Origin of the sequence: Paenibacillus rhizolycopersici, assembly GCF_014947195.2 — a bacterium.
Lineage (GTDB): Bacteria > Bacillota > Bacilli > Paenibacillales > Paenibacillaceae > Fontibacillus > Fontibacillus rhizolycopersici.
Map to the genome: position 1 here is coordinate 105,854 of NZ_JADCNN020000005.1, position 23,875 is coordinate 129,728.

Consider the following 23,875-nt stretch of genomic DNA (forward strand, 5'->3'; position numbering starts at 1 on the left):
CCGAAATTAAACAGCATCATTTGAGATACGATGATTCCGACCCTCCCAAGAAGGCGGTTTCACCTGCATTTTACCAGATTCTTGCGAAGTCGGTAAAGTATCAAGATTTAATAGGAGCGTTTATTGACAAACTCCGCAATGTCCTCCAAATGGGTGCGTGCCGCCGTCACTGGCAGTTGCTGCAGCGCCTCGAGTGCCTTGGCAATAAAACGGTCCGCCAGCGCCTCTGCTTTACCAATTCCGGGACTGGTTCGGATCATTTCGATGGCCCTGGATACCTCTCCGCTTCCATCCCCGGCTTGAATGCCGCGAATTTCCCGCAGCAGCGGCTCTCTTAGCCCCGGCTCCTGCAGGGCAAAAAGGACGGGAAGCGTGATGTTGCCCTGACGCATATCGCTGCCCGGAGGTTTTCCAATCGACTTCTCGGTTCCGAACAAATCGAGCAGGTCGTCACGAATCTGAAAGGCCATCCCGACGTTGTAACCGTAACGGTACAACAGCGAGTTCACCTTATCCGGGGCATCCGCCGCCATCGCCCCAAGCTGGCAGCTGATGGCGATGAGCAACGCGGTTTTACGGCGAATGCGCAACAAATAATTACGCACACTTTGCTCGGTGTTGAAAAAATCGCGGATCTGCTCCATTTCACCGATCGACATCTGCACCATCGCCTTAGCCAGAATGCGGTGTATGTATGGATTTCCCAGCTCGGATACCTGCATCAGCGCCTTGGCGTAAATATAGTCGCCGGTATACATGGCAATTCGGTTATCCCATTTAGACTTGACCGTCGCTTTGCCCCGCCGCGTATCCGCATCATCAATGACGTCATCGTGGACAAGGGACGCCGAGTGGATGAGCTCCAGCGGCACGGCAATATATTGCAGCTTTTGCAGATCGTAATTTCCGAACTTCCCGCCAAGCAGCACGAAGATCGGCCGCAGCCGTTTGCCTCCCGCCTTCAGCAGGTGCAGGGACGTTTCGCTCAGCAGCTCATCATCGCCGTCGATGCTCCGGTACAGCTGCCGTTCGATATAATCCATATCTTTTTTTAGTGCACCGAAAATATCCAGTAGTTTCATTCTTTCACCCGTGTCAGCGAATTGTGACTCCAAATACCCATTTCTACTCGATGATCTAACAATCCCATTTCATAGGCATAATCAAAATACAAGGAAAGTCCTTGGCGGTGCGATTCGTTAAAATCATAACGAATGTTTTGCTTAAAATAATGCTGCCAATAGTCCGGCGTGCCGCCGATTTCCGTGCAGGCTTTGGCTACAAGCGGGGATACGTCGCTTAAGCTCTTACGTTTGCTATCCACAAAGGCTTCGGCCACTTCGGCCAAATAGTCACCATTGGCTTCGGCAAACTCTCTCTGAACGGCCCAAACCGCAAATGTCATACCATAACCTGTCCATGATTTCCAAACTTCCCCCAAATCGGTGACGATATAACCATGATCCCGCCAGGAAGCCTGAATTGCATGATCACCGATCAGTAGAGCTCCGTCGCTTTCAGCCATCATCGCTTCCAGATCGGGTTCGCTATCCCAGTAATCCGGCTTGCCGCCAAACGCCTTCTCCATAATGATCTTAAGCAGGTTCACCGAAGTAGCCGAAGTATTCGTGAGCGCGATCCGCCCGTTCGCGATTTGCTCCGGCGGCTTCCGCGAGAACAGCAGAATCGAATTCACCGGCCCGTCCGAGCTGACCGAAAGATCCGGCAACAGCAGAAAGCGATCCGATCCGTACCCGTAAGCAAAAGAAGACACCGGGGAAATATCGAGCGTGCCGCCGAGCATACGGCGGTTCAGCTTCGAAGGCACCTCGGTGACCAATTGGCTTGCTTGTGGCAGGCGCGTGACGTCGAAATAGTGAAATACGGGCCAAACGTTGCTATATCTGATTTTACCGATGAGGATGTCTTTATTCTCCCTGTTGTTCATCTTGATCCCCCCATCTTCTGAATAACGCGTGCTCAATCCCCAGACTGTCGAGCACTTTGCCGACTAGAAATGCGACCAGATCATCGATCGTCCGCGGCCCGAAATAAAACGCCGGCATCGCTGGAATCATACGTACGCCGAGTTTTGCCAGTTTCAACATATTCTCCAGGTGGATGGCATGAAGTGGCGTTTCACGGGGCACCAGCACTAGCGGTCGGCCCTCTTTCAGCATGACGTCTGCCGCCCGAGCAATCAGATTGTCCGATGTTCCGTTTGCGATCGAAGACAGGGTCCCCATGGAGCAGGGCATCACGATCATGCCATGGGTTAGAAATGAACCGCTAGCAATTGAAGCGCCAATGTCGGCGATCGGATGATACACCAGCTTCCCGGGGAGCGTGCCGAAATGCTCTTGCAGCGCAGCCTCTCGGTCGCTCGTGTTCCAGCCGAGCTCCTCCTTGATCACTCTCCATCCCGCATTCGATACGACGAGATGGACGAGGAAGTTCATGCCTAACAGCGTTTCTACCAGCTTCACGCCATAGATTGAACCGCTGGCTCCCGTGATGCCGACGACGATCGTTTTCGCTTTATCCATTAGTTATGACGCACCACCAAATCAATCAATGTAAAGGAAAATACCACGATACTAAGCACGCCGTTCATGGTAAAGAAAGCCGTTTGCAGCCGGCTGAGATCGCTCGGGGAAACGATATGGTGTTCGTAAAATAAAATGATATAGGCGATCACCATTCCTGCGACATACCACCATCCCAGATCCGTCATCAACAGCAAAGCGATGAAGCCCAGCGCGGTGATCATATGAAACGCTTGAGCGATTTTAAGCGATTTGGCAACACCAAACCGTACGGGAATGGAATGAAGGCCTTCTTTGGTATCAAATTCCACATCCTGACACGCGTAGATGATATCAAAACCAGCAATCCAGAACGTAATGGTTGCGAAGAATACCATCGCGGTCCAGTCAACTTGTCCAGTAACGGCCGCCCATCCGCCAAGCGGAGCTAGAGCGATCGTCAAGCCAAGAACGACGTGGCAGAGCCAGGTGAAACGTTTGGTATAAGAATAGAATACGAGCATAATAACGGCAATGGGTAGAAGCTTCAGCGCCAGCGGGTCCAACTCGGCAGCAGCCCAGAACAGCAGAGCAAAGGAGGCAATGACGAACACTACAACCTCCCCGATCTTCAAGAGGCCCTTAGGAATCGCGCGATTTGCGGTTCGAGGGTTCTTTGCGTCGCTGACACGGTCGATCAGGCGATTGAGCCCCATAGCGGCACTGCGCGCCCCGATCATCGCTAATAGTACCCAGCCGATTTGTGCCCAGGAAGGCAGCTCTTGATGAATCGCTACGGATCCCAGTAAGGCAGCCATAAAGGCGAAAGGTAAAGCGAATACGGTATGCTCGAATTTGATCATCTGCAGAAAAATTACGATTTTCTTAAACATGGTGCGTCTCCTTCGTTCCGATGTGCAAAGCGGCAATCCCGCCGGTTAAAGGATACGCTTCGACCCGGGCTAGTCCCGTCTCCCGGAAGATTTCCGCCAGTTCCAGGCGGCCGGGAAATTGAACGAGGGAATCGGGCAGCCATTTGTATTGCTCATACCGTTTTGCGACTAACTTGCCAAGCATCGGAAGCATTTTCTGAAAGTAAAAATAATAAAGTCCTTTGAATGGCTGCCAGGTCGGCTTGGACAACTCCAGGCAAACGACCTTGCCTCCGGGTTTCACGACGCGCTGCATTTCCCTCAGTACCTGACGTAAATCGGGGACGTTTCGCAGACCGAAGCCAATTGTGGCGTAGTCGAACTTATTGTCTTCAAAAGGCAGTTCCATCGCGTTCCCTTGTATCAGGGTGATCGACGAATCAAGATGGCGTTCTTTCACCTTGCGGCGGCCGTATTCCAGCATCTGCTCGCTAAAATCCAAGCCAACGATCGGTCCCCCGCTCGCCTCGGCCATACTGATCGTCCAATCGCAGGTACCGCAACACAAATCAAGTGCCCTATCCCCAGGGGACATGTTCATTTTGGCCATCGTGAATTTCCGCCACGCTTTGTGGCGCCTAAAGCTGAGCAGGTCGTTCATCATATCGTATTTCGGAGCAATGCTTTCGAATACGGAGTGGACGAACTGTTCTTTTGTCTCGGATGAAGACGATTGACTCATCTGCTTATCTCCCTACCCTTCTTGCACGGATCGGCGTGCTGGTGACAGCACGTTGATGAAAGGCTCAAGAATGGATTTGAGCTCAGTTCGTACCGTTTCCTTCTTGCATTCATGGAGCAGCGATTGAACATGATCCACCGATTGGTGCAGCATGGACATCAACTGTTCCTTGATATTGTATTTCACGAGCATCAGCGTCCAGTCGCGTTCGCCAACTTTACGTGCGGATAACGTATCCTTGTCCTCCGAGGACCCGGTTTCCATAATCCGCAAATACGCATATCCTTTGCGGTCGTGCGGCAGTTCAGAGGAAGCCTGGATTTCATCCAGCATGACTTCACAGCGGCTTAATTCAGCAAGAAGTTTCCGCCAAACCTGCTGCACCGACTTGTCCAACAGCTCCGTAAAAGAAAGAAAAAGCCCCATTTTGACATGGACGCATTCCTTTAGGTACTCCTCAGCAGGCAATACGACCCGCTTCAATTTGCTGTAGAGCTGGACTTTCAAGCGGTTCACCTCGCAGATCGCCGAGCTCATTCGTGGAACCATATTCGTCTCTCCGGCACCCGCGAGCAGATGATAAAATACGCCGCTGAAATAGTCGCCGGCCAGCACCTTGAGTTGACGCGAACGCATTGCCCGCGTCGCTTCGCCAAGTCCGGATGCCAGGTCGATACGATCATGCGTATCCATGCCGAGCTGTACAAGGAAGGCCGCTAAAGCGCATGTTTCCGCCGACTCGGGCGGACGGCCCTCCCGCTCGTTTAAAAACGTATAAAGCAAACGAACACGGGGCACCGGAAACTCCGGAAGCGCCGTGTATGCGGTAATCATGTCATAACTGACATACTTATTAGCCAATTCTGTTATGCGATAAGGTTTCATCCTTTGCCTCCGTGCCGCTGATCTTTCAGTAATAAAGCTGTCACAATCTTGTCTATTATAGCATATGTTATTTCACTGCGCACAGAGGCTAGACGCGAATTCGACACATCCGTCATTCGAGTCAGCTACTCCTGCAGAAAACGCGACTTCCATAAACAGGTTTCCGTCACCCGCATGCGCAGCCGCAGGGCTTCTGGCAGTTCGCCACTCCCGGCATGCCGAAGCGCGTTCAGCTCCTCCGCCGAGAATTCGCTGCGTCTGACATCGGCAGCCAAGAGCAAATATTTGGTGCCGAGCCAGCGGTCCTCCGCCATCAAGCGCAGCAGCAATTGATCGATATTACTCGTGTGCTCGAACGCAAACGAAACCATTTCGGCCATTCCCCGGTAAACGTCATCGACACCAACCTGATCGCCTTCGACCTTCAGATCGATGGACAAGATGTTCCGGTTCAGCTCGACCTTAGCGATAGGCATTGGAAGCTGAAGCGGGACTAATGCGTCAACGAGGTTATCGTCGGTCAACTCGGCCGGAGACGGTCCGGCAAACACCGTGGTCGCCTGCCGCGGCTGGGTGGGGTGTTCACTGAACCAAGCTACGCCCGCCATGGCCAGCGCACAACCGAACGTAAGCAGTATGGCCCGTAGGGCTAATTTTCGTTTCATGGGGCACTCCCCCTTCAGGTACACTCGGACAACGGAGTCCCTCCTGTCCAAGAGTTTCATATACCCCATTCTACATAGAAAAAAAGCAGGCTATGCCTGCAGAATAGAAAATCATTCTTCCGTGTCAATCATCCCGTGCTTCGTATAAACGAGCGCTTTGCCGCGAACCTTGACTGCCGACGTGTGGTCGGTAAATTGGGCGATGAGCACCTCGCCCTTGTCCAATTTCTCAGTATGATGAAACCGCGTATCCTTCCCGCGGGTCAGCCCGATGACCGTAACCCCTTGTTCCTTGGCTTTAACCACGAAATAGTCTCCGCTGGTGGTCGTCGCTTGATCGTTTCCGCCGCTGTGCTGGTTATCCATGATGGTTGCGCCTCTCCCTTCGTCAATTTGACAGACTGCTCTCCATCTACGCCTCCCGCGAAAAGAAAAAGCCGTGAACGAGAAGCCCACGGTCTTTTGCACGGAAAGATATGTAGAAATCTTTATTTAATTCCGTCTTTGAGCGCTTTACCTGGTTTGAAAGCAGGGATTTTGCTCGCAGGGATTTCGATTTCCTCTCCGGTTTGCGGGTTGCGGCCTTTGCGGGCGGAACGCTCGCGGACTTCAAAGTTGCCGAAGCCGACCAGTTGAACTTTGTCTCCGTTTTGCAGCGCTTCGGAAATGGCTTCGAAAACGGCGTCAACCGCTTTAGTTGCGTCCTTCTTGGAAAGCTCAGTGCTTTCGGCTACTTGAGAAATCAAATCGGATTTGTTCATGTGTGATTCACCTCCCCACTACGGAAAATAATACCACTTGCTATTTGTGTTTCCGTTTTACCGCAGAATATACGTGATTTAAGCAATTCAATACGTACAAATTCCCCAAAAACGCGATGAAATCGCGCTTTCCGGGGGCGCGGAACAAATTTATAGTAATACAGCCCATGCATAATTTCAAGCTATTTCAAGGCTTCTCGGCGATTTTTCCTCATTTCGCACTATAAAAGTGGAGAATCTGCCCCTCAAACAACAAAACAACCGCACGCAGCTAGGATCAGCATGCGCGCGGTCATTGAGGAGGAATTGCCAAGAATTAAGAGTTTCAATCAGGTTAATAAGTCGGCTTTTCAGCACCGAGAAGGTCTATAAAATGATGGCGATGAGGCCGCCGGAGCCTTCGTTAATAATCCGCCCCAGCGTTTCCTGCAGCTTATAGCGGGCGTTGTCCGGCATCATGGCAATTTTGCCCTGAATGCCTTCGCGCACGATGGAGTGCAGGGAACGACCGAAGATGTCGGACTCCCAAATCTTGATCGGATCGTTCTCGAAATCCTGCATCAGATAACGGACGAGTTCTTCGCTTTGCTTTTCGGTCCCAATGATCGGCGCGAACTCCGACTCGACGTCGACGCGAATCATATGAATCGAAGGAGCTGTCGCCTTCAGCCTTACGCCGAAGCGAGAACCCTGGCGAATGAGTTCCGGTTCATCCAGCGCCATTTCCGCCAGCGTAGGTGCTGCGATGCCATAACCGGTCGTTTTGACCATTTCAAGCGCTTCAGCGAAACGGTCGTATTCCCGTTTGGCATGAGTAAACTCCTGCATCAGTTGCAGCAAATGGTCCTTGCCGCGGATTTCCACACCAACCACTTCCATCAGGATGCGGTCATATAAATCGTCCGGCGCGTACAAATCGATCTCAGCCACGCCTTGACCCATATTGAGCCCGCTGAGTCCGGCCCGATCGATGAAATCGTATTCCATGAAATTTCCGACGACCCGATCCACATCGCGCAAACGGCGAATGTCTTTGACCGTGTCGCGGACAGAGTTCTCATAATTGCTGCGCAGCCAGTGATTCTCATTCAGCACCATGACCCAGCTAGGCAGATTGACGTTGACTTCGTGTACCGGGAATTCATAGAGGACTTCGCGGAGAACGCCGGTCACGTCTTCTTCCGTCATCGTCGCCGCACTAAGCGTAATGACCGGAATGTCATACTTTGCGGCCAACTCGCCGCGAAGCTGTTGCGCTTCCTCACTATTCGGCCGGGTCGAGTTGATCACCAGCACAAACGGCTTGCCAACCTCCTTCAATTCGGCGATGACCCGCTCCTCTGACTCAACGTAAGAGTAACGCGGAATATCGGCGATCGTTCCATCGGTTGTCACAACGACACCTAGGGTGGAGTGCTCCTGGATCACTTTGCGCGTCCCGATTTCCGCCGCTTCTTGGAACGGAATCGGTTCTTCAAACCATGGCGTGGAAATCATCCGTGGTCCGTTTTCGTCCTCGTAGCCTTTTGCGCCTTCCACGGCGTATCCGACGCAATCTACAAGTCTTACGTTGACCTCGAGCCCTTCAGCCACCTTGATTTGCACCGCATTGTTCGGGACGAACTTCGGTTCGGTCGTCATGATGGTTTTGCCGGCGGCGCTTTGCGGAAGTTCATCTACCGCGCGGACCCGATCGGCTTCGTTTGCGATGTTCGGGAGAACGACCGTTTCCATAAAACGCTTAATAAAGGTCGATTTCCCGGTGCGGACCGCACCGACGACTCCCAAATAAATGTCGCCTCCGGTTCGTTCGGCAATGTCCTTAAAAATGTCCACTTTCTCCAATACCAATGATATCCCCTCCTCAAATTTCGCCGAAGGAAAAATGCCCCGTGAGCATCCGCTTCGTGATTCACCATGATTTTGGGCTTCGCTGCTGCGGCAGGAGCGGCAGCCCCTCTTGCCCGTGTCCGCCGCCGCAAACCTGTGGAAGGAACCTGAACGAAGCGGCGTAAACTCGTACATGCATTTGGACTAGTAACATCTTATGTACCAGATGCGAGAATATGACGGATAAAACCGTCCAAGCCCGTTTTTTTTGCGAGGCCGCTCATTCAACCCGAACAAGGCGGGCACTTAACCGCCATACTCCCATTTGTATGAGTCTATCGGAAAAAGTATGACGCTCCCGGAGAAAGGAAGAACAAAAGGGACAAATTCGGAACAATAGCAAAAAGAAGCCTTTCGGAAAGAGTCCGAAAGACTTCATCATTAGCCGACGTACGGCACCGGTTCACTCCCGGTCCAACGATAAGGGAGCGACTTCACTGGAACGAACGCCGAACGGTCCGTAAGCCAAGCTCGCAGGTCCTCATCACCCTGCGGGGTTTTGCCGGACTGATCGATGGCCTGCATGATATCGAAGGCATAATCCACATACACGTTACCCTCCGCATCCATAAGGAAGGGGAGGGTCTCCCCGGAGTAGACGCTTGGTAAAGCCAAGCTCTCGGCATGCAGCAAAGGTAGATCAACGGTATACAAGCCCGGATAGGCCTCCCCGTCAGCCTTACTCGGCAGAGCGCCTCCGTGACTTGATTGATAGCTTAACACTTTCCGCTGGATATCGTTCACCTTTTGCATCGTGTTTAAATCCATGACTTTGACCGTTGGGTTAACTTCCTCATCGATCACGAGAAAATAAACGCTCCCGCCCTGCTCAAAAGCCGCTGACGGGAGTTCCTCCAAGTAGCCCTCCCGCTTCAATTGTTCCAAATCGATCCGATACTTCTCATACCGCGGAGTCTCCTCCCCGGCTGTAACGATTGGCAAGATCCCTTTCTCCTCTTGAAAGCGTTCCAAAGCCCGTTGTACGCGGTCCACGCTCTCTGTATAGGAAACCGGGCCCCCCTGCTGCCTGTCTCCGCGATACAAACATCCCGACAACAGGAAGGTCATCATCGTCGTTAAGATGACAACCAATGCCGCCGACCTCAACCGGGTCGGTTTCAAAATTGATAACTTCAACATGTTGTTATCCTCACTTTATCCCCTTCGTACTTACCATAACTCCTCATCTTCCCTCTGCCGTTCCAGTTGCTTGCGTATCGCCGCCTTAAGCGGGTCCTCCGGCAACCGCACGGCCACCTCACCACGAACTCCCGCCTGACACGCCAATCGAACCCCCTGTTCCAGCAGAGGGCCAAGCTTGCGGCGCTCCGCATCGCTGGGCGGCGATAACGAGGCAGCCTGCTCCGGATCAACCTGAATCTTACACATCAGACAACCGGCGTTTCCCCCGCATCGGGTTGCGATATGGATCTTCGCTTCGCGGGCGGCTCGAAGCACGCTAGTGCCCGGCCGGACTTGAACGGTTTTCCCTAACGGCAGAAACGTAATTCGCCCTACCATGACGCGCCTATGTTTCCTCGCCGCGATATTCCCGCCAGGGCCGGGAGAGCAGCGGACGGTCCAGTAACTCAGCTAGTCGTCCGACCCAATCGGATGACCACTCATTTCGTTGTAGCAACTCGTCTAGCAGCGGCAGGTGCTGTTCCGGGGCCTTGCGGATCAATCCCGCAATCGGCAAATAGCGGTCAGGGCGCTGCCGCAACAGATTAAACACCAGTTCATGGGCTAACGGCATAACCGAAAAAGAGGTATCTCGAAGCGTCACACGCTGCGCTGCCGGCGCCAGTAACGCATCAACCTCAGTCCGGTAATACGCCCCGGCAGTATGAACCTCAAACCCGCCCACCAGTTCCACCGTCGATTCCTCGATACGGTAGTGGCTCAATTGTGAGGTGTATAACCCACTCCGGTCATGTCGTGGCTGATCCGTAGCAAACCGCTGGAGCCGCTCATGGAGTCGGCTTGCGGTGTCGAGATCGGCATAGATGTCGATGTCCCGTGGTGCCGTCGCGAGCGCAACTCCCTGCAGCCACAATCCGCAGCTGCCGCCCAGCAGCCAGATGCCATCCGCCTTCTCAAGGCTGGCGGCGAGCTTGCATAAGGCCTCCGTTAATTCGGCATAAGCCTTGTTTTCTTGTTGTTGCATGTATCTTCCTCTTCTCTTGGGTTCCGTGGTGCGAGGGTTCCTCTCAAGTAATCGACACAATCCCGGTCAAGAAACCCGCCAACATCATAAAAAAGGCGAGCAGCGATAAAATCCCCCGGACAATCCCTTTCGTCTTCGTTCGGGCAAACGTGATCAAAAATACGGAAATCCCCATGATCAAAACAGCCGCGATCGACAACCACATCTTCGTCATTGCATCCATGTGTTCGAATCTCCTACTATTTTTTTGCTTTAATATGATCCATATTATAGCATTATGCTGTCTTTCAGGCTATGTTCGCCCCAGGATTTGCAGAGATGTCCGAAACTAAATAAAGCCCCGCGGCATATGACCGCAGAGCTTAGGGGCAACAAGGAAACCGTTCAATTATTTTTTGATCATTAATTTCATCAAGGCTTCCATATTGGATGGATTCATGCCGCTCTTTTTTACGGCGTTCACTATCTCCTGAATCGTGCTTTCCGACACGGGGATCTTCGCCATCGTAGATACCTGCTTGATCAGCTTCCGCAATTCGGCTTCATTCTGCATCGTTGACGGCTTCACGGTGCTGGCCAGCTTTTTGACCGAGCCCTCCGAGATGGCTTTACCCGCCTTTTTATTGATGGCATTCAGGGCCTCTTTGGATATTTTGCTCACGCTTTCGCCTCCTCCGCTGTCCTCTTCAACCAATGTATGAGGAGGCGGATGCAAAGGTGCTGTCACCCCAGCAAAACGGGCTCTATAGTGGAAGTTCAAAAACACGACTTTTGATCACGAAGTAGGCTCAAAGTAGCGGATTCGGCATCGAATCTTGAATTCAGCAGGGCCTTCCGTTGCTCACGTAGGTCTGCCTACGCTCCGCTACTCAGTCCCAGCTTCATCCAACCTTCTCGGTGCTGAAAAGCCGACTTTTTGAGCATGATTTTAATTTATTACATCAAGTGTGCCATTGTTCCCAGGTTTCTAGGGACATCACTTCCATCTCCGTCTTTCGGTCGCGTCCCATCAGGGCTTCCACGGCGGTGCGTGGATCCAGATTCTCGAACAAGACATGATACAACTGTGCGGCAATCGGCATTTGCACCTGATATTTCTCGGAGATGGCGTGAGCCGCCTTTGTTGTACGGATGCCTTCCACGACCATGCCCATCTGATTTAAAACGGTTTCTAGCGGCTTGCCTTCGCCGAGCATAAACCCGGCCCGCCAGTTACGGCTGTGTTGGCTGGTCGCGGTCACGACAAGATCCCCAATCCCGGCCAATCCGGCAAACGTCAGCGGATTGGCCCCCATTTCAACGCCGACTCGCGTAATTTCTGCAAGCCCGCGGGTAAGCAATGCCGCCTTAGCATTGTCGCCGTATCCCAAGCCGTCGGACATCCCTGCGCCCAGCGCAATGATGTTCTTCAGCGCCCCAGCAAGCTCTACCCCGACCATATCGAGATTCGTGTATACGCGGAAATACGGGTTCATGAATAGGTCTTGCGCTAACTCGGCCTGGGCCGCGACTTGTGAAGCGACCACCACTGTGGTTGGACAGCGTTTAACCACTTCCTCCGCATGGCTTGGTCCGGACAATACGACAATTCGTCCCTCTTCGCAGCCGAGCTCCTCGGCAATCACGGTCGATATCCGTTTCATACTCTCGATTTCAAAACCTTTAGTCGCATGCATCACTAGCATATCTTCATGCCAGAAGGGCTTTAACGCTCGGGCCACCTCACGTACGGCCGAGGAAGGCGCAACCATCACGACCGCTTTGGCACCGCGAACCGCGGCCTCCAAATCCGTGGTTGCGGCTAGCCGAGGCGACAGGTCGACTCCGGGCAGAAACCGCTCATTCCGGTGCTTCGTATTGATTTCTTCCTTTTGCGTTTCATTACGTGTCCACAAGGCAACTTCCATGTCTTTGTCGGCGAGCACGCTGGCAAGTGCTGTCCCCCAACTGCCCGCCACTAGCACGGCGGCTTTATTAGACAACGCGATCTCCTCCTTTGGAACCCAGCTTATTTTCTTTGCCGTGCACGATTTTCACGATATTCGTGCGATGTCTCCAGAAGGCGAATACACAGATAATGAGACTCGTCCAGAAATAAGGACCAAATTCGCCGAAGACCGCCAGAAAAATTGGCGTCAAAAAGACGAAGATTAACGAACCTAGCGAGACGTACCGTGTAATAACAATCGATAATATCGCGATAATCCCCGCGTACAACGCGGGGAAGAAGAACAGGGTAGCCATGACGCCAATTGTGGTGGCAATCCCTTTTCCGCCGCGAAAGCGGAAATACAATGGCCAGTTATGGCCAATGATGGCCGCGATCCCGCTTAGCGCCGCTGTCCATTCCGCACCACCGCCCAGCCATCTTCCGATCCACACGGCGGCGATGCCCTTAAGCACGTCAAGCGCAAGAACGAGAATCGCCGGGCCTTTTCCGAGTACGCGAAGGGTGTTGGTCGCTCCTGCATTTCCACTTCCGTGTTGACGAATATCGATTCCTTTCAAAGCCTTCGCCAGCACCACGCTAAAGCTGATCGAACCAATCAAATAACAAAGGACTACAGCAATTACGGGTAAAATCACCTTATTCTCCCCTAACCTTCATCAGACTTACGCCGTGTAAACAGCCGAATGGGCGTCCCTTCAAAATCGAACGCAGCCCGAATTTTATTCTCCAGATACCTTTCGTAGGAGAAATGCATCAGCTCCGGATCGTTGACGAACACCACTATCGTTGGCGGTTTGACCGCGACTTGCGTCACGTAATTAATCCGCATACGCCGACCTTTGTCCGTAGGCGGAGGATTGATGGCAATCGCATCGGACACCACATCGTTTAGAAGGTGGGTTTGCACACGTTTGGTATGCTGATCCGCCACATGCTGAACGACCGGCAGCAACTTGTGAAGACGCTGCTTCGTTTTGGCCGACAAGAATACGACAGGTGCGTAAGTCATGAACAGGAAGTGATCGCGAATCTTTTGCTCAAATTGGTGCATGGTTTTATCGTCCTTCTCGACCACGTCCCACTTATTGACGACGAAAATAGAAGCTTTGCCGGCTTCATAGGCATATCCGGCGATATGCTTATCCTGCTCGATAATCCCTTCTTCGCCGTTAATCAGCACCAGCACAACATCCGCCCGCTCAATCGCCTTCATCGCACGCATAACGCTGTATTTCTCCGTTGTTTCGTATACCTTCCCGCGTTTACGCATCCCCGCGGTATCGATCAGGACATAACGCTGACCGTCCTTCTCAAACGGCGTATCGATCGCATCGCGAGTGGTCCCGGCGATATCGCTGACAATGACCCGCTCTTCACCGAGAATCGCATTGACCAACGAGGATTTGCCGACGTTTGGCCGACCAATCAGAGCGACACGGATCACGTCTTCATCGTACTCGTCTTCCGCAAGCTCCGGCAGATTGTCGGCTATTGCATCAAGTAAATCGCCAATGCCGGTACCGTGGCTTCCCGATACCCCGATCGGATCCCCAAAGCCCAAATTGTAAAATTCATAAATATTGTCGATCCGGCCGATATTATCGACCTTATTGACAGCAACGATCACCGGCTTGCCGGACCGATACAGCATATTGGCGACCTCTTCGTCCGAAGAAGTTACTCCGGCTTTGGCATCACACATAAATACGATTACGTCGGCCTCTTCAATGGCCAACTCGGCCTGCATCCGGATCGATTTTAAAATCGGCTCTTCATCATCGAGCTCGATCCCCCCGGTATCAATGATGCTGAACGATTTCCCGTTCCATTCCGAGGCACCATAAATTCGGTCACGGGTAATCCCCGGCTTGTCTTCCACAATCGCCAGGCGGTCTCCAATAATCCGGTTAAATATCGTGGATTTCCCCACGTTTGGCCTCCCGACTATAGCCACAACGGGTCTTGCCATAGACATCCCTCCTAATTCGTTATTAATTTCAAGTTCTGATTCTTCTATATAGGTTTCACTCGTTTATATACGAATACACGTTAATCATCATAGCAAAAAAACGTTTACTTGGCTAACCGGAACCACAACAAAAACGGCGAACCCGATCCTTCAGGGTCCGCCGATGTTCAAGCCACAAAAACCTGATTATTTCAGTTTGCTGAGCTTGTCGCCGAAGCGCTCGCCCAATGTGATGCTTAAGCCTTGGTTGCTCAGCGATACGTTAGGGTTGTCGCCCAAGTCTTCTTTTCTCACGCTACTGCCTTTGGAAGGTCTTTCGCTCTTCGGTGCAGGAGCAGGAGCTTCTTCTGTTTCCTTGATGCTAAGACTAACCCGTTTTTCGCTAGGGTTCACGTCAAGCACCTTCACTTGAACTGTTTGACCTTCTTTCAGTACTTCATGCGGAGTACCGATATGTTTATGCGAAATTTGAGAGATATGAACAAGTCCTTCTACCCCTGGCGCGATTTCCACGAAAGCCCCGAAGTTAACCAAACGTTTCACTTCGCCGCTGACGATGTCGCCGGTGTGGAACTGCTCAGCTGCAGTATCCCAAGGACCAGGTTGTGCTGCTTTAATGGAGAGGCTTATTTTGCCTTTCTCTGGATCAACTTTGAGTACCTTAACCTTCACGTTGTCCCCTTCGGACAAAACGTCAGCCGGTTTGTCAACGTGATTCCAAGCGATTTCGGATACGTGAACCAGTCCGTCTACGCCACCTACGTCTACAAAAGCACCGAATTGAGTCAAGCGTTGAACCGTACCTTCCAGTACTTGACCTTCCTTCAAATCGCCCATGATTTTCAGCTTATTTGCTTCAAACTCTTCATCAAGAACATCTTTTTGGGAAAGGATCACTTTGTTGTTCTCGCGGTCAATTTCTTTAACTTTCACACGCAATGTGCGGCCTTTATAGTCGCTGAAATCCTCAACGAAATGACGTTCCACCATCGATGCCGGAATGAAGCCGCGAACACCTACGTCAGCCACAATCCCGCCTTTAACGACGTCAGCCACCGTCACTTCGAACGTTTCGCCGCTTTCGAACTTCTTCTCCAGTTCTTCCCAAGCATTTTCGCTGTCGATCGCGCGTTTGGAAAGCACCAGGCGTTCCTTCTCGTCGTCGATGCTGACCACTTTCGTTTCTACTTCCTGGCCGACTGCAACAGCATCTGCAGCGTTGTCCAGGTGTACGGAGGACAGCTCGCGGATAGGAATAACACCGTCGTATTTATATCCAATGCTTACATAAGCTTGGTTATCTTCGATTTTGACGATCGTTCCCTTGACGGTGTCCCCTTTTTTCAAAGAGACGATTTGCTCCATCTCATCCTGGCTTGCGATTTCCGCAGCTTCTTGAACATTTTTTGTTTCTTCCGACATGTCAATAACCTCCTCAATTCAAAAACCCATTTATTTAAACCCGCCCTAAAGGTTATTCAAAAAGCCATCTTGGGTCACGAAGCGACTCAAGAAGCAGATACGAGGTCGAATCTCCCGACTTTTTGAACTTCCTCTTATAGCGATGTTCAAAACTTACTTCTAAGGCATAGCTTCCCTAATATCTTCAGCCTTCATGCATCCTATCTAGGCAAGACTTGAAGAAATTAAAGCTTTTTGAGTTCAGCGATACTGGCCATAATCTTATCCGTGGCCCGCTCAGCCGCTTCAGGCCCGCCAATCTCCTTGAACTCCGTCAGATCAACCGGGGGTCCGTAGACGACGCGCATTTTTTGAAACAGTTTATAAGTGCCAATAATCGCGACCGGTATCACTGCTGCTTCACTGCGGAGCGCGAAGGTTGCCGCCCCTTTCTTGCCGACCACACTTTCCTCGGCCCCTTTTACCCGCCGGCCTTCTGGGAAAATCCCCATCACATGACCGCTGCGGAGCAAGGTGAGCGCGGTTTTGATCGATTCTTTGCTAACGCCTCCCCGTTTTACGGGAAACGCACCTAGTTGTCTGATGAGCCAACCGAAGCCAAAGATTTGAAACAATTCTTGTTTGGCCATAAAATGCACCTTGCGTTTCAGCAGGATGCCGATGGTAGGTGGATCAAACAAGGTGATATGGTTGGAGCAAAGGAGCACTCCACCCTCATTCGGGATATGCTCCAAGCCGCTCGCTTCCAAGCGAAAAAACAGCTTGTAGAGAACCCGCAATACGCTTCGACAAAAACGATAGATCATCCTGGCTCAACTCTCACTTCCATAAGTTCTGCACAAAGATACGATATGGTCAGCAACCTCGTCCAAGGACATCTGCGTCGTATCCAGCAGTTGAGCGTCTTCCGCCTGACGCAGAGGGGAAACCTCCCGCTCCCGGTCCAGCCGGTCCCGCTCTTCGATCGAACGAACGAGCTCTTCAAAGGAAATCTCGTTCTGTTCTTTCATTTCCTTGTATCGGCGGCGTGCCCGTTCCTCGACGCTCGCGGTCATAAACACCTTGACTTCCGCATCAGGTAAAACACATGTGCCGATATCGCGTCCATCCATGACGACGCCTTTGCGCAAAGCCATTTGCCGCTGTAAAGAGACAAGCCGTTCACGCAGCCCCTCGATTTGCGCATATCGGGACACCTGAGCATTGACGGCCATCGAGCGGATTTCCTCCGTGACGTCCTGACCGTTCACCCGAACTTGTTGTCCATGTTCTCCAGGCAACAATTCGATATCCAGTTCAGGCAAATAACGCAGCACATTGTCCACTTCGTCCGGCCCGATTCCCCGTTGCAGAAAATACCATGTGGCTGCCCGATACATCGCGCCGGTATCGACATAAACATAATGCAGTCTGCCGGCAACCATTCGGGCTATCGTACTTTTCCCTGCCCCCGCAGGACCGTCGATCGCGATGTTGATTTTATCATGGGTTGTAGACGTCTCGGTTGCCAAAGGGGTATTCCTCCTCAAAACAAATCCTCAAGAAAAAAGCAGGCATTGCCTGCGACGTGAAAATTATACCACAGATAGAAAAGGGATGCAAAAGAATCGCTCCCTCTTTTCCCCTTATTCGCCCTGCTCCCTGTGGATCGGCACCCCTTCGTATTTTTCCGCCGAGGCGAGAATATAGCGAATCTCCGGGATCCGCAGCAGGATCTGAAACAAACATAGAGCCGCCAGTAGCACCAGCAACCCCCGCTTCAGCCAATGTTCTGCCTTTTCCGAAAACGACAGAAACAGCTCCGTGTAAATTTCATCATCTTGGGGTCGTTTCACATGATTCCCTCCCTGTCATGGCAACACCTTCAGAAACAGCGTCATGTCTAGCTTATCCATTTAGGGAAATCGGGAATACATCGCCCTCTGATTGAAATCAGCGATTCTTGAAATCAAACTGCCGTTCGAAGCAATACCGAATCAGCTTTTGCCGTTCCAGGTCCGATATGCTGACGAATTTAAGCATCACCATCGTACGCCCCGCATCCAGCTTCTTGGTGCGTACGACCTCGGCTTCAAAAGGCGCGTGGTCAATCGAGCCGTTCTTGAACGGGATTAACAACCAACAGAACAGTTGATCTCCCTGGACGAGATTGAATACGCTGCTACAGCTAAAAGAGACGCCTCCGCCGCCGACATCTTCCGTATGGGTGACGAAGCGGACACCGTCCTTCATTTGAAGGGCAATTTCCAATTCTGCGACCACCCGCAAAAAATGACGTCGTTGAATTTTCGTGATGGTTTCCGGTTCAGGCTTGCGAATCCGCACCAACTGGACAATGTCGTCGGCAAAGCCCAGCACATATGTATTAAAGTAGTTTTTCACTCCGGATTCCGTTAAGAAATAAACGGATAACTCGTCCCCGATGTATAGCTTCTTGATGCGTCCGCTTCCGCTCTCGATCGGCACTTCGATCAAAAAAGATTCTTCTTCCACGTCCGCGATCCGCGATTTACATTCCTTCTCTTCGTTGGACTTGTCCGCCGACGCGACTTGAATGTATACGAGATCGTTCACTTTAGGAAACAAGTTTCCCCACCGTCCTATACCATGGTAGTATTGCTACCTCCTGATTATAGCACGGCGAGGCGCTGGCTGGGCCTTAAATTATTGCAGATAAGCCAAAAAGGAATCTTCCGGACGACCGGAACATTCCTTTATTTGCCGCACATCGCCTTAAGAAGGCGTGGCACCTTTATTGTTGCGGTTTCGAATCTCTTCGATCATTTCTTCATTCCCATTCTCGGCGTTGATATAGATTCGGTATTGCGAACCGTTGATGGAACCGCCGAATTCGTAGGTCAGCACCTTCTCCGACTGCTCGTTTTCAATGAGTGCCAGGCGGTGGTATTTCTCCTTGTATTCCGGATTCAAATATTTACGCGCCTGTTGCAGCGTCAGTTTCGGCTTCCCTACCATTTCGCGACTTTCTCGTTCATAAACATAGTCGCTGGCTTGCATCCCTGTAACTTGTCCGTTGTCCAACGCCACGCGGATCGTGATTTTTTCCGGATATATCAACACGTCGCCTTGCTTGCTGACGAAAGTAAAGTTTCCTTCGTTATCGAATTCGTCGTACGAAACGGCCATCAGCCCGGGATACCCTTTATTTTGCAGAAACTCACTGGCCCGTTCTCTTGCCGTACTCATATCCACGGCTTTGGGGCCGATTTGTCGATGGTAGACATAGGAGATCAAGTGACCCCCGTTCCGCGTGAAATCGAGCGACCACGTTTCGCCGCCTTTGCCGTTCGTCAGGTTCGCGGTATACGACGCCCATTCCGTACCCTTCCCGTTTTCAACGACCTGGATCGCTCCTGCGTTTTGAACGCCCGTAAATTCCGCCGTTTTGCGTTTGATTTCCTCAACCGTAATTGGTTTTCCGCCCAGCTTCTTCACCGAACGTTTATTGTACATGCTGGAAATGGATGGTCCCCAATCGAGCTCCGGATATTCGCCGACCTTTTTGTCTACGGTTTTAAAACCGTCGATGATGGTATTGTCTCGCGGCTCTTTCTCGCTGGCTAGCGCCGTCTCAACGTCCATCCAGCGGAGCCGATTGGAGATCACTTTGTTCTGTACCCCTTGCAGATCTTGGGAGATTTGCGCGGAGCTTTTGTATAGCTCCTTCAGGTTCTTCATTTCGTTTTTGTTCAGCGGCTGCTTGGTCAAATCACGAATGGCGGTTTGGTACGAAAACTTCGCAATTCGCGACAGGAACTCTTCCGTTTTGTTAAACGGGAGCAACGTTAGGGGTAGCTGGTTAATTTCATTTTGCGCCTCACTGGTGATACGCCAAACGTTAACCAGACCTTTGCGCTGTGCACCCGTGGATGCTGAATTCACTGCTAAGGTGTTGCCCAATTCCATATGCAGCTTGTCCACATGATAGGACAAATCATGAAAAGCCCGCTGATATTGGTTTTCCGCCTTAATTAGAATCGAGTTTTTCTCCTGGTTCTCTTGATACCCCCAAACCAGGGCGCCGATCAACAGCACAGCGGTCACCGGAAACAGGATCGCACTCAGTCGTTTGTACATTGGGCTTATGCTCTCTCCCTTCTTCAACTAGGTTGGGATTAGTGTGACAAGAAGGAAAGAACTTTATGCATTATAGAAGTAGTTGAAAAAGCCGACTTTCGATCACGAAGCAGTTCAATGAAGCCATTCGGCATCGGATCTTGGATTCACCCGGTCTCTCCGTTGCTCACGTAGCCTCCAGCTACGCTCCGCTACTCGATCCCTAGCTTCATCCAACCTCCTCGGTGCTCAAAACCCGTCTTTTTCAACATCATTGGAACTTAGTTCAAAAGCCGACTTTCGATCACGAAGCAGTTCAATGATGCTCATTCGGCATCGGATCTTGGATTCACCCGGTCTCTCCGTTGCTCACGTAGCCTCCAGCTACGCTCCGCTACTCGATCCCTAGCTTCATCCAACCTCCTCGGTGCTCAAAACCCGTCTTTTTCAACATCATTGGAACTTAGTTCAAAAGCCGACTTCCGATCACGAAGCATTTCAATGAAGCTGATTCGGCATCGGATCTTGTATTCACCCGGTCTCTCCGTTGCTCACGTAGCCTCCAGCTACGCTCCGCTACTCGATCCCTAGCTTCATCCAACCTCCTCTGCCCCCCCTTACTGGGCTTCTTCTTCGATCTCGAAGTCATGTTGATTATTACACAAACATTGCTTGAAGCCGGTTTCGATCTGGCCGCGCTCTTTTTTGCCACGCAATACAAACCGCTCGCCGCACGCTCTACATATGATTCTGACCTTGACACGCACGAAAAAAGGCACCCCCTATTCTATCCAACTACGTGGCCCGCCTTCGCAGACGCACGAATCGCTAGAATTAGGATGCCCTATTCTTCCTAAATTAATCTTGCCCCTTAGCTCCCGGTGTCAGCCGGAATGGGGAACGGTTATTGGCCCGGTACATCTTGCCAAGCCCACCATACCACAGGAAAGCCATAAGCGGTACGATGTACCAAATCCAGTATTGGGTCGTATTGTTTAAGATCCAATCGTATACCCCATGCCAGAACAATGGGAACAACAGAGAGAAGATAAGGAATTTCCGACTTTGCCAACCGGTCGAAAATTTGGCTCGACCCAAGTAGTAACCCATCATGACCCCAAACATCGCGTGACCGGACACCGGAAGCAACGCCCGTACGATTAAGGTGCCTATTGAAGCATGACTCGCGAAAGCATACAATACATTTTCGACCGTCGCGAATCCTAACGAAATAGCCGCTGCATATAAAATCCCATCATACGGCTCATCAAACTCCGTATGGTTGTATATCATATGAAACAATACGAACCATTTCAGGACTTCTTCCACGCCAGCCGAAATGCCAAATGCCGTGACCAGAGGCCCTTCGCCCAGCCACATCGTCAAACCCCGCTGTATGATCATGACCGGTAAAACGATCAGGAAACCAAGCAGGAACACCCTGATGACCATATGCAGCGGTTCTGCATCATACTTGTCCTTGAGATAAAAATAAGTTAGCAGTGCAATACCGGGAGCTACCGCTGCGCTTGCTATCGAGAAAAAGAGCAACGGTTATCCCCCCTTATTGGCCGCTTGCCGTTTCTTGTCTCTCTCTCATATTGTTTCACGAGTCTGCCTTCGTGCGATACGTACGAATTAATCCTGGCGTTTGAAGTGGCTGCAAATCGTGTCCACCGCGTGGTCGGCCATGATCAAGTTCCCGTACTCTTCCAGCATCGCCGTAGTTACTGATGTTGCTTCGCCAAACTCAGCTAATACCGCAATCAGAGCAGGGTGTTTGCCCTCCTCCAACTCCTCCGGCTCCAACTGAAGAACCCATTTCCCATTATATTTATACAGTCTGCCGGCATTCTGTAACATGGCCTTAAGTACATGCGCAGCTTCGATTAAATTTTCGAAATCGTCAAAGGAATACAGGATCGTATCGCTTTGCTCCAGCGTGACTTCCATTTCGTATACTTCATCCGGCAGTTCATCCTCATAAGGCGAGCCGATCCCGTGTTGATGGTGATCGTATTTGCCGCGTGTTACGATGACGACCATTCCTTGCGCAGGAAGTGCGAATACTTCCACAGCCAAAGGCCCAGTGGCGTCAAAGCCCACTTCGTTATAAGCCTGATCCATCATTTCGGTGAACAGGTCATGGACTTTGGGAATCTCCTGCCACATGTCCTCTTTCTGTATTCCGCGTTCGCTCAAATCGTCAAACGTGAGGAAAATCCGTACCTTATCCTGGCCTAGTCTTTCGATCTTCATACAGGATCCTCCTCTCTCTATGCCGTGTTACAACAGATTATGAAAGCTGTTGTTAAATGTGCTGGAAATGGTTCTTTGTATGTATGTTATCACTTATTTCCCCTAAATGCACGCTTTAAAATAGACCAAAAAAGAATCATTTTCCGCTCCCGGGCAAGGGATGGAAAATGATTCTTGAGCAGGTACGGCGGTGTCTGGCTTACAATCCTGGAACGGGCGTATGGGTCTCTTTGAGAATGGCTTCGACTTCACGACGCACATCGGCATCGCCTTTAATGAAGTCGGTCAACTGCTTCAGACTGTATTCCTTCGAATGATTCGAACCGGCCGCTGATATCGTGCCGGAACTGGGATACACCTGGGCGTTGTTTGCCCCTTTGGCCTTTGTTGCATTTTCGGACGCCGGACCTTCCGTCTTCAGCGCTGCCGACAGATCCTCGTTAGAGCTTTCGTGGCGATTTGAGGTCATGCTGGCAAACTTCAGGGCCGACCCCGCGCCATTCATCACCGACATCAGGCTTTGCTTACGTCTGGAAGCCCACATCGCGGCGAATACGCCGACCAATATGCCGCCTAAAAATGAGGAAGATTTCACGTAAAAAACCTCCTTGGTTATGTTAAAATCATCTGTAGTGTTCGCGGTTTGCCTTAAACTCATGCGGCATAAATACAGGAAAGCGAGATGACTCCTTTGCTCCACAAGAAACTCCTGCCCATCGCCGCCGCTTGTCTTATTCTTAGCTCATGCGGCCAGACTGATGCACAAAACGAACAAGCCACATCCAACCAAAATGCCATTCCAACTGTGGAGACGACGACGCCTAGGGGGAGTAACGAATCCGGACAGGTAAGCGACCCGCTTGACAGCTCAGTAACGACCGATCAGAATGCAAACTCAGGAAATTCGTCCGATCCAAGCGGCCAGACCGCAGGGGCGGATCAAAATGCAGAAAATGCCGCTACCGAAATGGCCGAACCCCAACTGATGTACCACATTAATAAAGCCTACAACGTTGTTCCAAATGACGAGAGTATTGAGAAGAAGGTCGTATTGCTTACGTTTGACGACGGACCGAAGGAAAAAGAAATGATTGACGGACTGATTGATACGCTGGACAAACACCAAGCGAAGGCGATTTTCTTCGTAAATGGATACCGCGTGAAAGCCCATCCCGAGCTGCTTCAGTTGATTAAGGAACGCGGACAAATCATCGGGAACCACAGTTGGGATCACATCGACTTAAAGAAGGAATCCGCAGCAAACATGCGCAAGCAGATCGAGGATGTGCAAAAGATCGTTAAGGATACAACTGGCGAAGCGCCTCGTTTTTTCCGGCCGCCATTTGGATCAGGCAACGAAACGACACACCAAATCGCAGACGATAACGATCTGGTTTACATGACATGGTCCAACGGTTCCCTTGACTGGGACAGCAAAAATAAAAACAAGCCGGATGCGGTCATTGCCAACGTTCTAGAGCAGCTTCATGCCGGGAGCAACATTCTCATGCACGAGCTCCCCTGGACCGTAGAAGCCCTAGATGAACTGCTGACCCAACTGGAGCAAAAAGGATACGGATTTGTCGACCCTCGGAGTATCGGGCCTGCTCCGGTAGAGGCTGAAGCTGGAGGAACCAAATAAGGAACAAAATAAACCGTCAGGAGACCCCTCCTGACGGTTTTTCGCCTG

Annotated in this window: 28 protein-coding genes; 1 reads left to right on the forward strand and 27 read right to left on the reverse strand. The window is 51.3% G+C overall.

Annotated features, from left to right (window positions below):
* Positions 1-107: 107 nt before the first annotated feature.
* From IM700_RS07525 to IM700_RS07655, 27 genes are all read right to left on the reverse strand, one after another.
* Positions 108-1,082: a polyprenyl synthetase family protein gene (locus IM700_RS07525; protein ID WP_193415983.1), complete on the reverse strand. Its 975-nt coding sequence runs from the start codon at positions 1,080-1,082 to the stop codon at positions 108-110.
* Entirely contained in the window at positions 1,079-1,948 is an 870-nt protein-coding gene (locus IM700_RS07530; protein WP_193415982.1) for a menaquinone biosynthesis protein, read from the reverse strand. The genes IM700_RS07525 and IM700_RS07530 overlap by 4 nt, the downstream gene beginning before the upstream one ends.
* Positions 1,929-2,546 (reverse strand): UbiX family flavin prenyltransferase, encoded by a 618-nt coding sequence (locus IM700_RS07535; RefSeq protein WP_193415981.1) that lies wholly within the window; start codon positions 2,544-2,546, stop codon positions 1,929-1,931. The genes IM700_RS07530 and IM700_RS07535 overlap by 20 nt, the downstream gene beginning before the upstream one ends.
* Positions 2,546-3,418, reverse strand: a complete 873-nt coding sequence (locus IM700_RS07540) for a UbiA-like polyprenyltransferase (protein ID WP_155605365.1) — start codon at positions 3,416-3,418, stop codon at positions 2,546-2,548. Before IM700_RS07540 ends, IM700_RS07535 begins: the two co-directional genes overlap by 1 nt.
* Positions 3,411-4,139, reverse strand: a complete 729-nt coding sequence (locus IM700_RS07545; RefSeq protein ID WP_155605366.1) for a demethylmenaquinone methyltransferase — start codon at positions 4,137-4,139, stop codon at positions 3,411-3,413. The genes IM700_RS07540 and IM700_RS07545 overlap by 8 nt, the downstream gene beginning before the upstream one ends.
* Positions 4,140-4,151: 12 nt before the next feature.
* Positions 4,152-5,024 (reverse strand): heptaprenyl diphosphate synthase component 1, encoded by an 873-nt coding sequence (locus IM700_RS07550; protein WP_155605367.1) that lies wholly within the window; start codon positions 5,022-5,024, stop codon positions 4,152-4,154.
* A gap of 125 nt (positions 5,025-5,149) precedes the next feature.
* A complete protein-coding gene (locus IM700_RS07555; protein ID WP_239483693.1) occupies positions 5,150-5,689 on the reverse strand; it encodes a hypothetical protein in 540 nt (179 codons plus the stop codon).
* Between the two features lie 111 nt (positions 5,690-5,800).
* Positions 5,801-6,055: a trp RNA-binding attenuation protein MtrB gene (gene mtrB, locus IM700_RS07560; RefSeq protein ID WP_155605369.1), complete on the reverse strand. Its 255-nt coding sequence runs from the start codon at positions 6,053-6,055 to the stop codon at positions 5,801-5,803.
* 122 nt (positions 6,056-6,177) lie between these two features.
* Positions 6,178-6,450, reverse strand: a complete 273-nt coding sequence (locus IM700_RS07565; protein ID WP_059043418.1) for an HU family DNA-binding protein — start codon at positions 6,448-6,450, stop codon at positions 6,178-6,180.
* A gap of 366 nt (positions 6,451-6,816) precedes the next feature.
* Positions 6,817-8,295, reverse strand: a complete 1,479-nt coding sequence (gene spoIVA / locus IM700_RS07570; protein WP_059044785.1) for a stage IV sporulation protein A — start codon at positions 8,293-8,295, stop codon at positions 6,817-6,819.
* A 426-nt stretch (positions 8,296-8,721) separates the two neighbouring features.
* On the reverse strand, positions 8,722-9,480 hold the full coding sequence (locus IM700_RS07575; protein ID WP_193415980.1) for a DUF3939 domain-containing protein: 759 nt from the start codon (positions 9,478-9,480) through the stop codon (positions 8,722-8,724).
* 30 nt (positions 9,481-9,510) lie between these two features.
* The gene (locus tag IM700_RS07580; RefSeq protein ID WP_155605371.1) at positions 9,511-9,861 is read right to left on the reverse strand and encodes a 2Fe-2S iron-sulfur cluster-binding protein; all 351 of its coding nucleotides are present in this window, start codon (positions 9,859-9,861) and stop codon (positions 9,511-9,513) included.
* A 7-nt stretch (positions 9,862-9,868) separates the two neighbouring features.
* Entirely contained in the window at positions 9,869-10,507 is a 639-nt protein-coding gene (locus tag IM700_RS07585; RefSeq protein ID WP_193415979.1) for a nucleotidyltransferase family protein, read from the reverse strand.
* A gap of 43 nt (positions 10,508-10,550) precedes the next feature.
* Positions 10,551-10,730: a DUF2768 family protein gene (locus tag IM700_RS07590; protein WP_193415978.1), complete on the reverse strand. Its 180-nt coding sequence runs from the start codon at positions 10,728-10,730 to the stop codon at positions 10,551-10,553.
* Positions 10,731-10,895: 165 nt separating this feature from the next.
* Positions 10,896-11,168, reverse strand: a complete 273-nt coding sequence (locus tag IM700_RS07595; protein ID WP_193415977.1) for a stage VI sporulation protein F — start codon at positions 11,166-11,168, stop codon at positions 10,896-10,898.
* Positions 11,169-11,448: 280 nt separating this feature from the next.
* Complete coding sequence (locus IM700_RS07600) at positions 11,449-12,489, reverse strand: NAD(P)H-dependent glycerol-3-phosphate dehydrogenase (protein ID WP_193415976.1); 1,041 nt, start codon at positions 12,487-12,489, stop codon at positions 11,449-11,451.
* The gene (plsY, locus tag IM700_RS07605; RefSeq protein WP_193415975.1) at positions 12,482-13,093 is read right to left on the reverse strand and encodes a glycerol-3-phosphate 1-O-acyltransferase PlsY; all 612 of its coding nucleotides are present in this window, start codon (positions 13,091-13,093) and stop codon (positions 12,482-12,484) included. Before plsY ends, IM700_RS07600 begins: the two co-directional genes overlap by 8 nt.
* A gap of 11 nt (positions 13,094-13,104) precedes the next feature.
* Positions 13,105-14,427: a ribosome biogenesis GTPase Der gene (der, locus tag IM700_RS07610; RefSeq protein ID WP_155605375.1), complete on the reverse strand. Its 1,323-nt coding sequence runs from the start codon at positions 14,425-14,427 to the stop codon at positions 13,105-13,107.
* Between the two features lie 186 nt (positions 14,428-14,613).
* Positions 14,614-15,849, reverse strand: a complete 1,236-nt coding sequence (rpsA, locus tag IM700_RS07615) for a 30S ribosomal protein S1 (RefSeq protein WP_155605376.1) — start codon at positions 15,847-15,849, stop codon at positions 14,614-14,616.
* A gap of 224 nt (positions 15,850-16,073) precedes the next feature.
* Positions 16,074-16,655: a lysophospholipid acyltransferase family protein gene (locus tag IM700_RS07620; RefSeq protein WP_193415974.1), complete on the reverse strand. Its 582-nt coding sequence runs from the start codon at positions 16,653-16,655 to the stop codon at positions 16,074-16,076.
* 6 nt (positions 16,656-16,661) lie between these two features.
* The gene (gene cmk / locus IM700_RS07625) at positions 16,662-17,360 is read right to left on the reverse strand and encodes a (d)CMP kinase (RefSeq protein WP_193415973.1); all 699 of its coding nucleotides are present in this window, start codon (positions 17,358-17,360) and stop codon (positions 16,662-16,664) included.
* 114 nt (positions 17,361-17,474) lie between these two features.
* Entirely contained in the window at positions 17,475-17,684 is a 210-nt protein-coding gene (locus IM700_RS07630; protein WP_193415972.1) for a hypothetical protein, read from the reverse strand.
* Between the two features lie 97 nt (positions 17,685-17,781).
* Positions 17,782-18,435, reverse strand: a complete 654-nt coding sequence (locus IM700_RS07635) for a flagellar brake protein (protein WP_193415971.1) — start codon at positions 18,433-18,435, stop codon at positions 17,782-17,784.
* A 147-nt stretch (positions 18,436-18,582) separates the two neighbouring features.
* Positions 18,583-19,947: a germination protein YpeB gene (gene ypeB, locus IM700_RS07640; protein WP_193415970.1), complete on the reverse strand. Its 1,365-nt coding sequence runs from the start codon at positions 19,945-19,947 to the stop codon at positions 18,583-18,585.
* Positions 19,948-20,784: 837 nt separating this feature from the next.
* Positions 20,785-21,477, reverse strand: coding sequence for a glutamic-type intramembrane protease PrsW (prsW, locus tag IM700_RS07645; protein ID WP_193415969.1), 693 nt, complete (start codon positions 21,475-21,477; stop codon positions 20,785-20,787).
* 87 nt (positions 21,478-21,564) lie between these two features.
* On the reverse strand, positions 21,565-22,185 hold the full coding sequence (locus tag IM700_RS07650) for a genetic competence negative regulator (protein WP_193415968.1): 621 nt from the start codon (positions 22,183-22,185) through the stop codon (positions 21,565-21,567).
* A gap of 199 nt (positions 22,186-22,384) precedes the next feature.
* The gene (locus tag IM700_RS07655) at positions 22,385-22,780 is read right to left on the reverse strand and encodes a hypothetical protein (protein ID WP_244868445.1); all 396 of its coding nucleotides are present in this window, start codon (positions 22,778-22,780) and stop codon (positions 22,385-22,387) included.
* Positions 22,781-22,867: 87 nt separating this feature from the next.
* Between IM700_RS07655 and IM700_RS07660 the strand changes: the two genes are divergently transcribed.
* On the forward strand, positions 22,868-23,827 hold the full coding sequence (locus IM700_RS07660; protein WP_193415967.1) for a polysaccharide deacetylase family protein: 960 nt from the start codon (positions 22,868-22,870) through the stop codon (positions 23,825-23,827).
* Positions 23,828-23,875 lie beyond the last annotated feature (48 nt).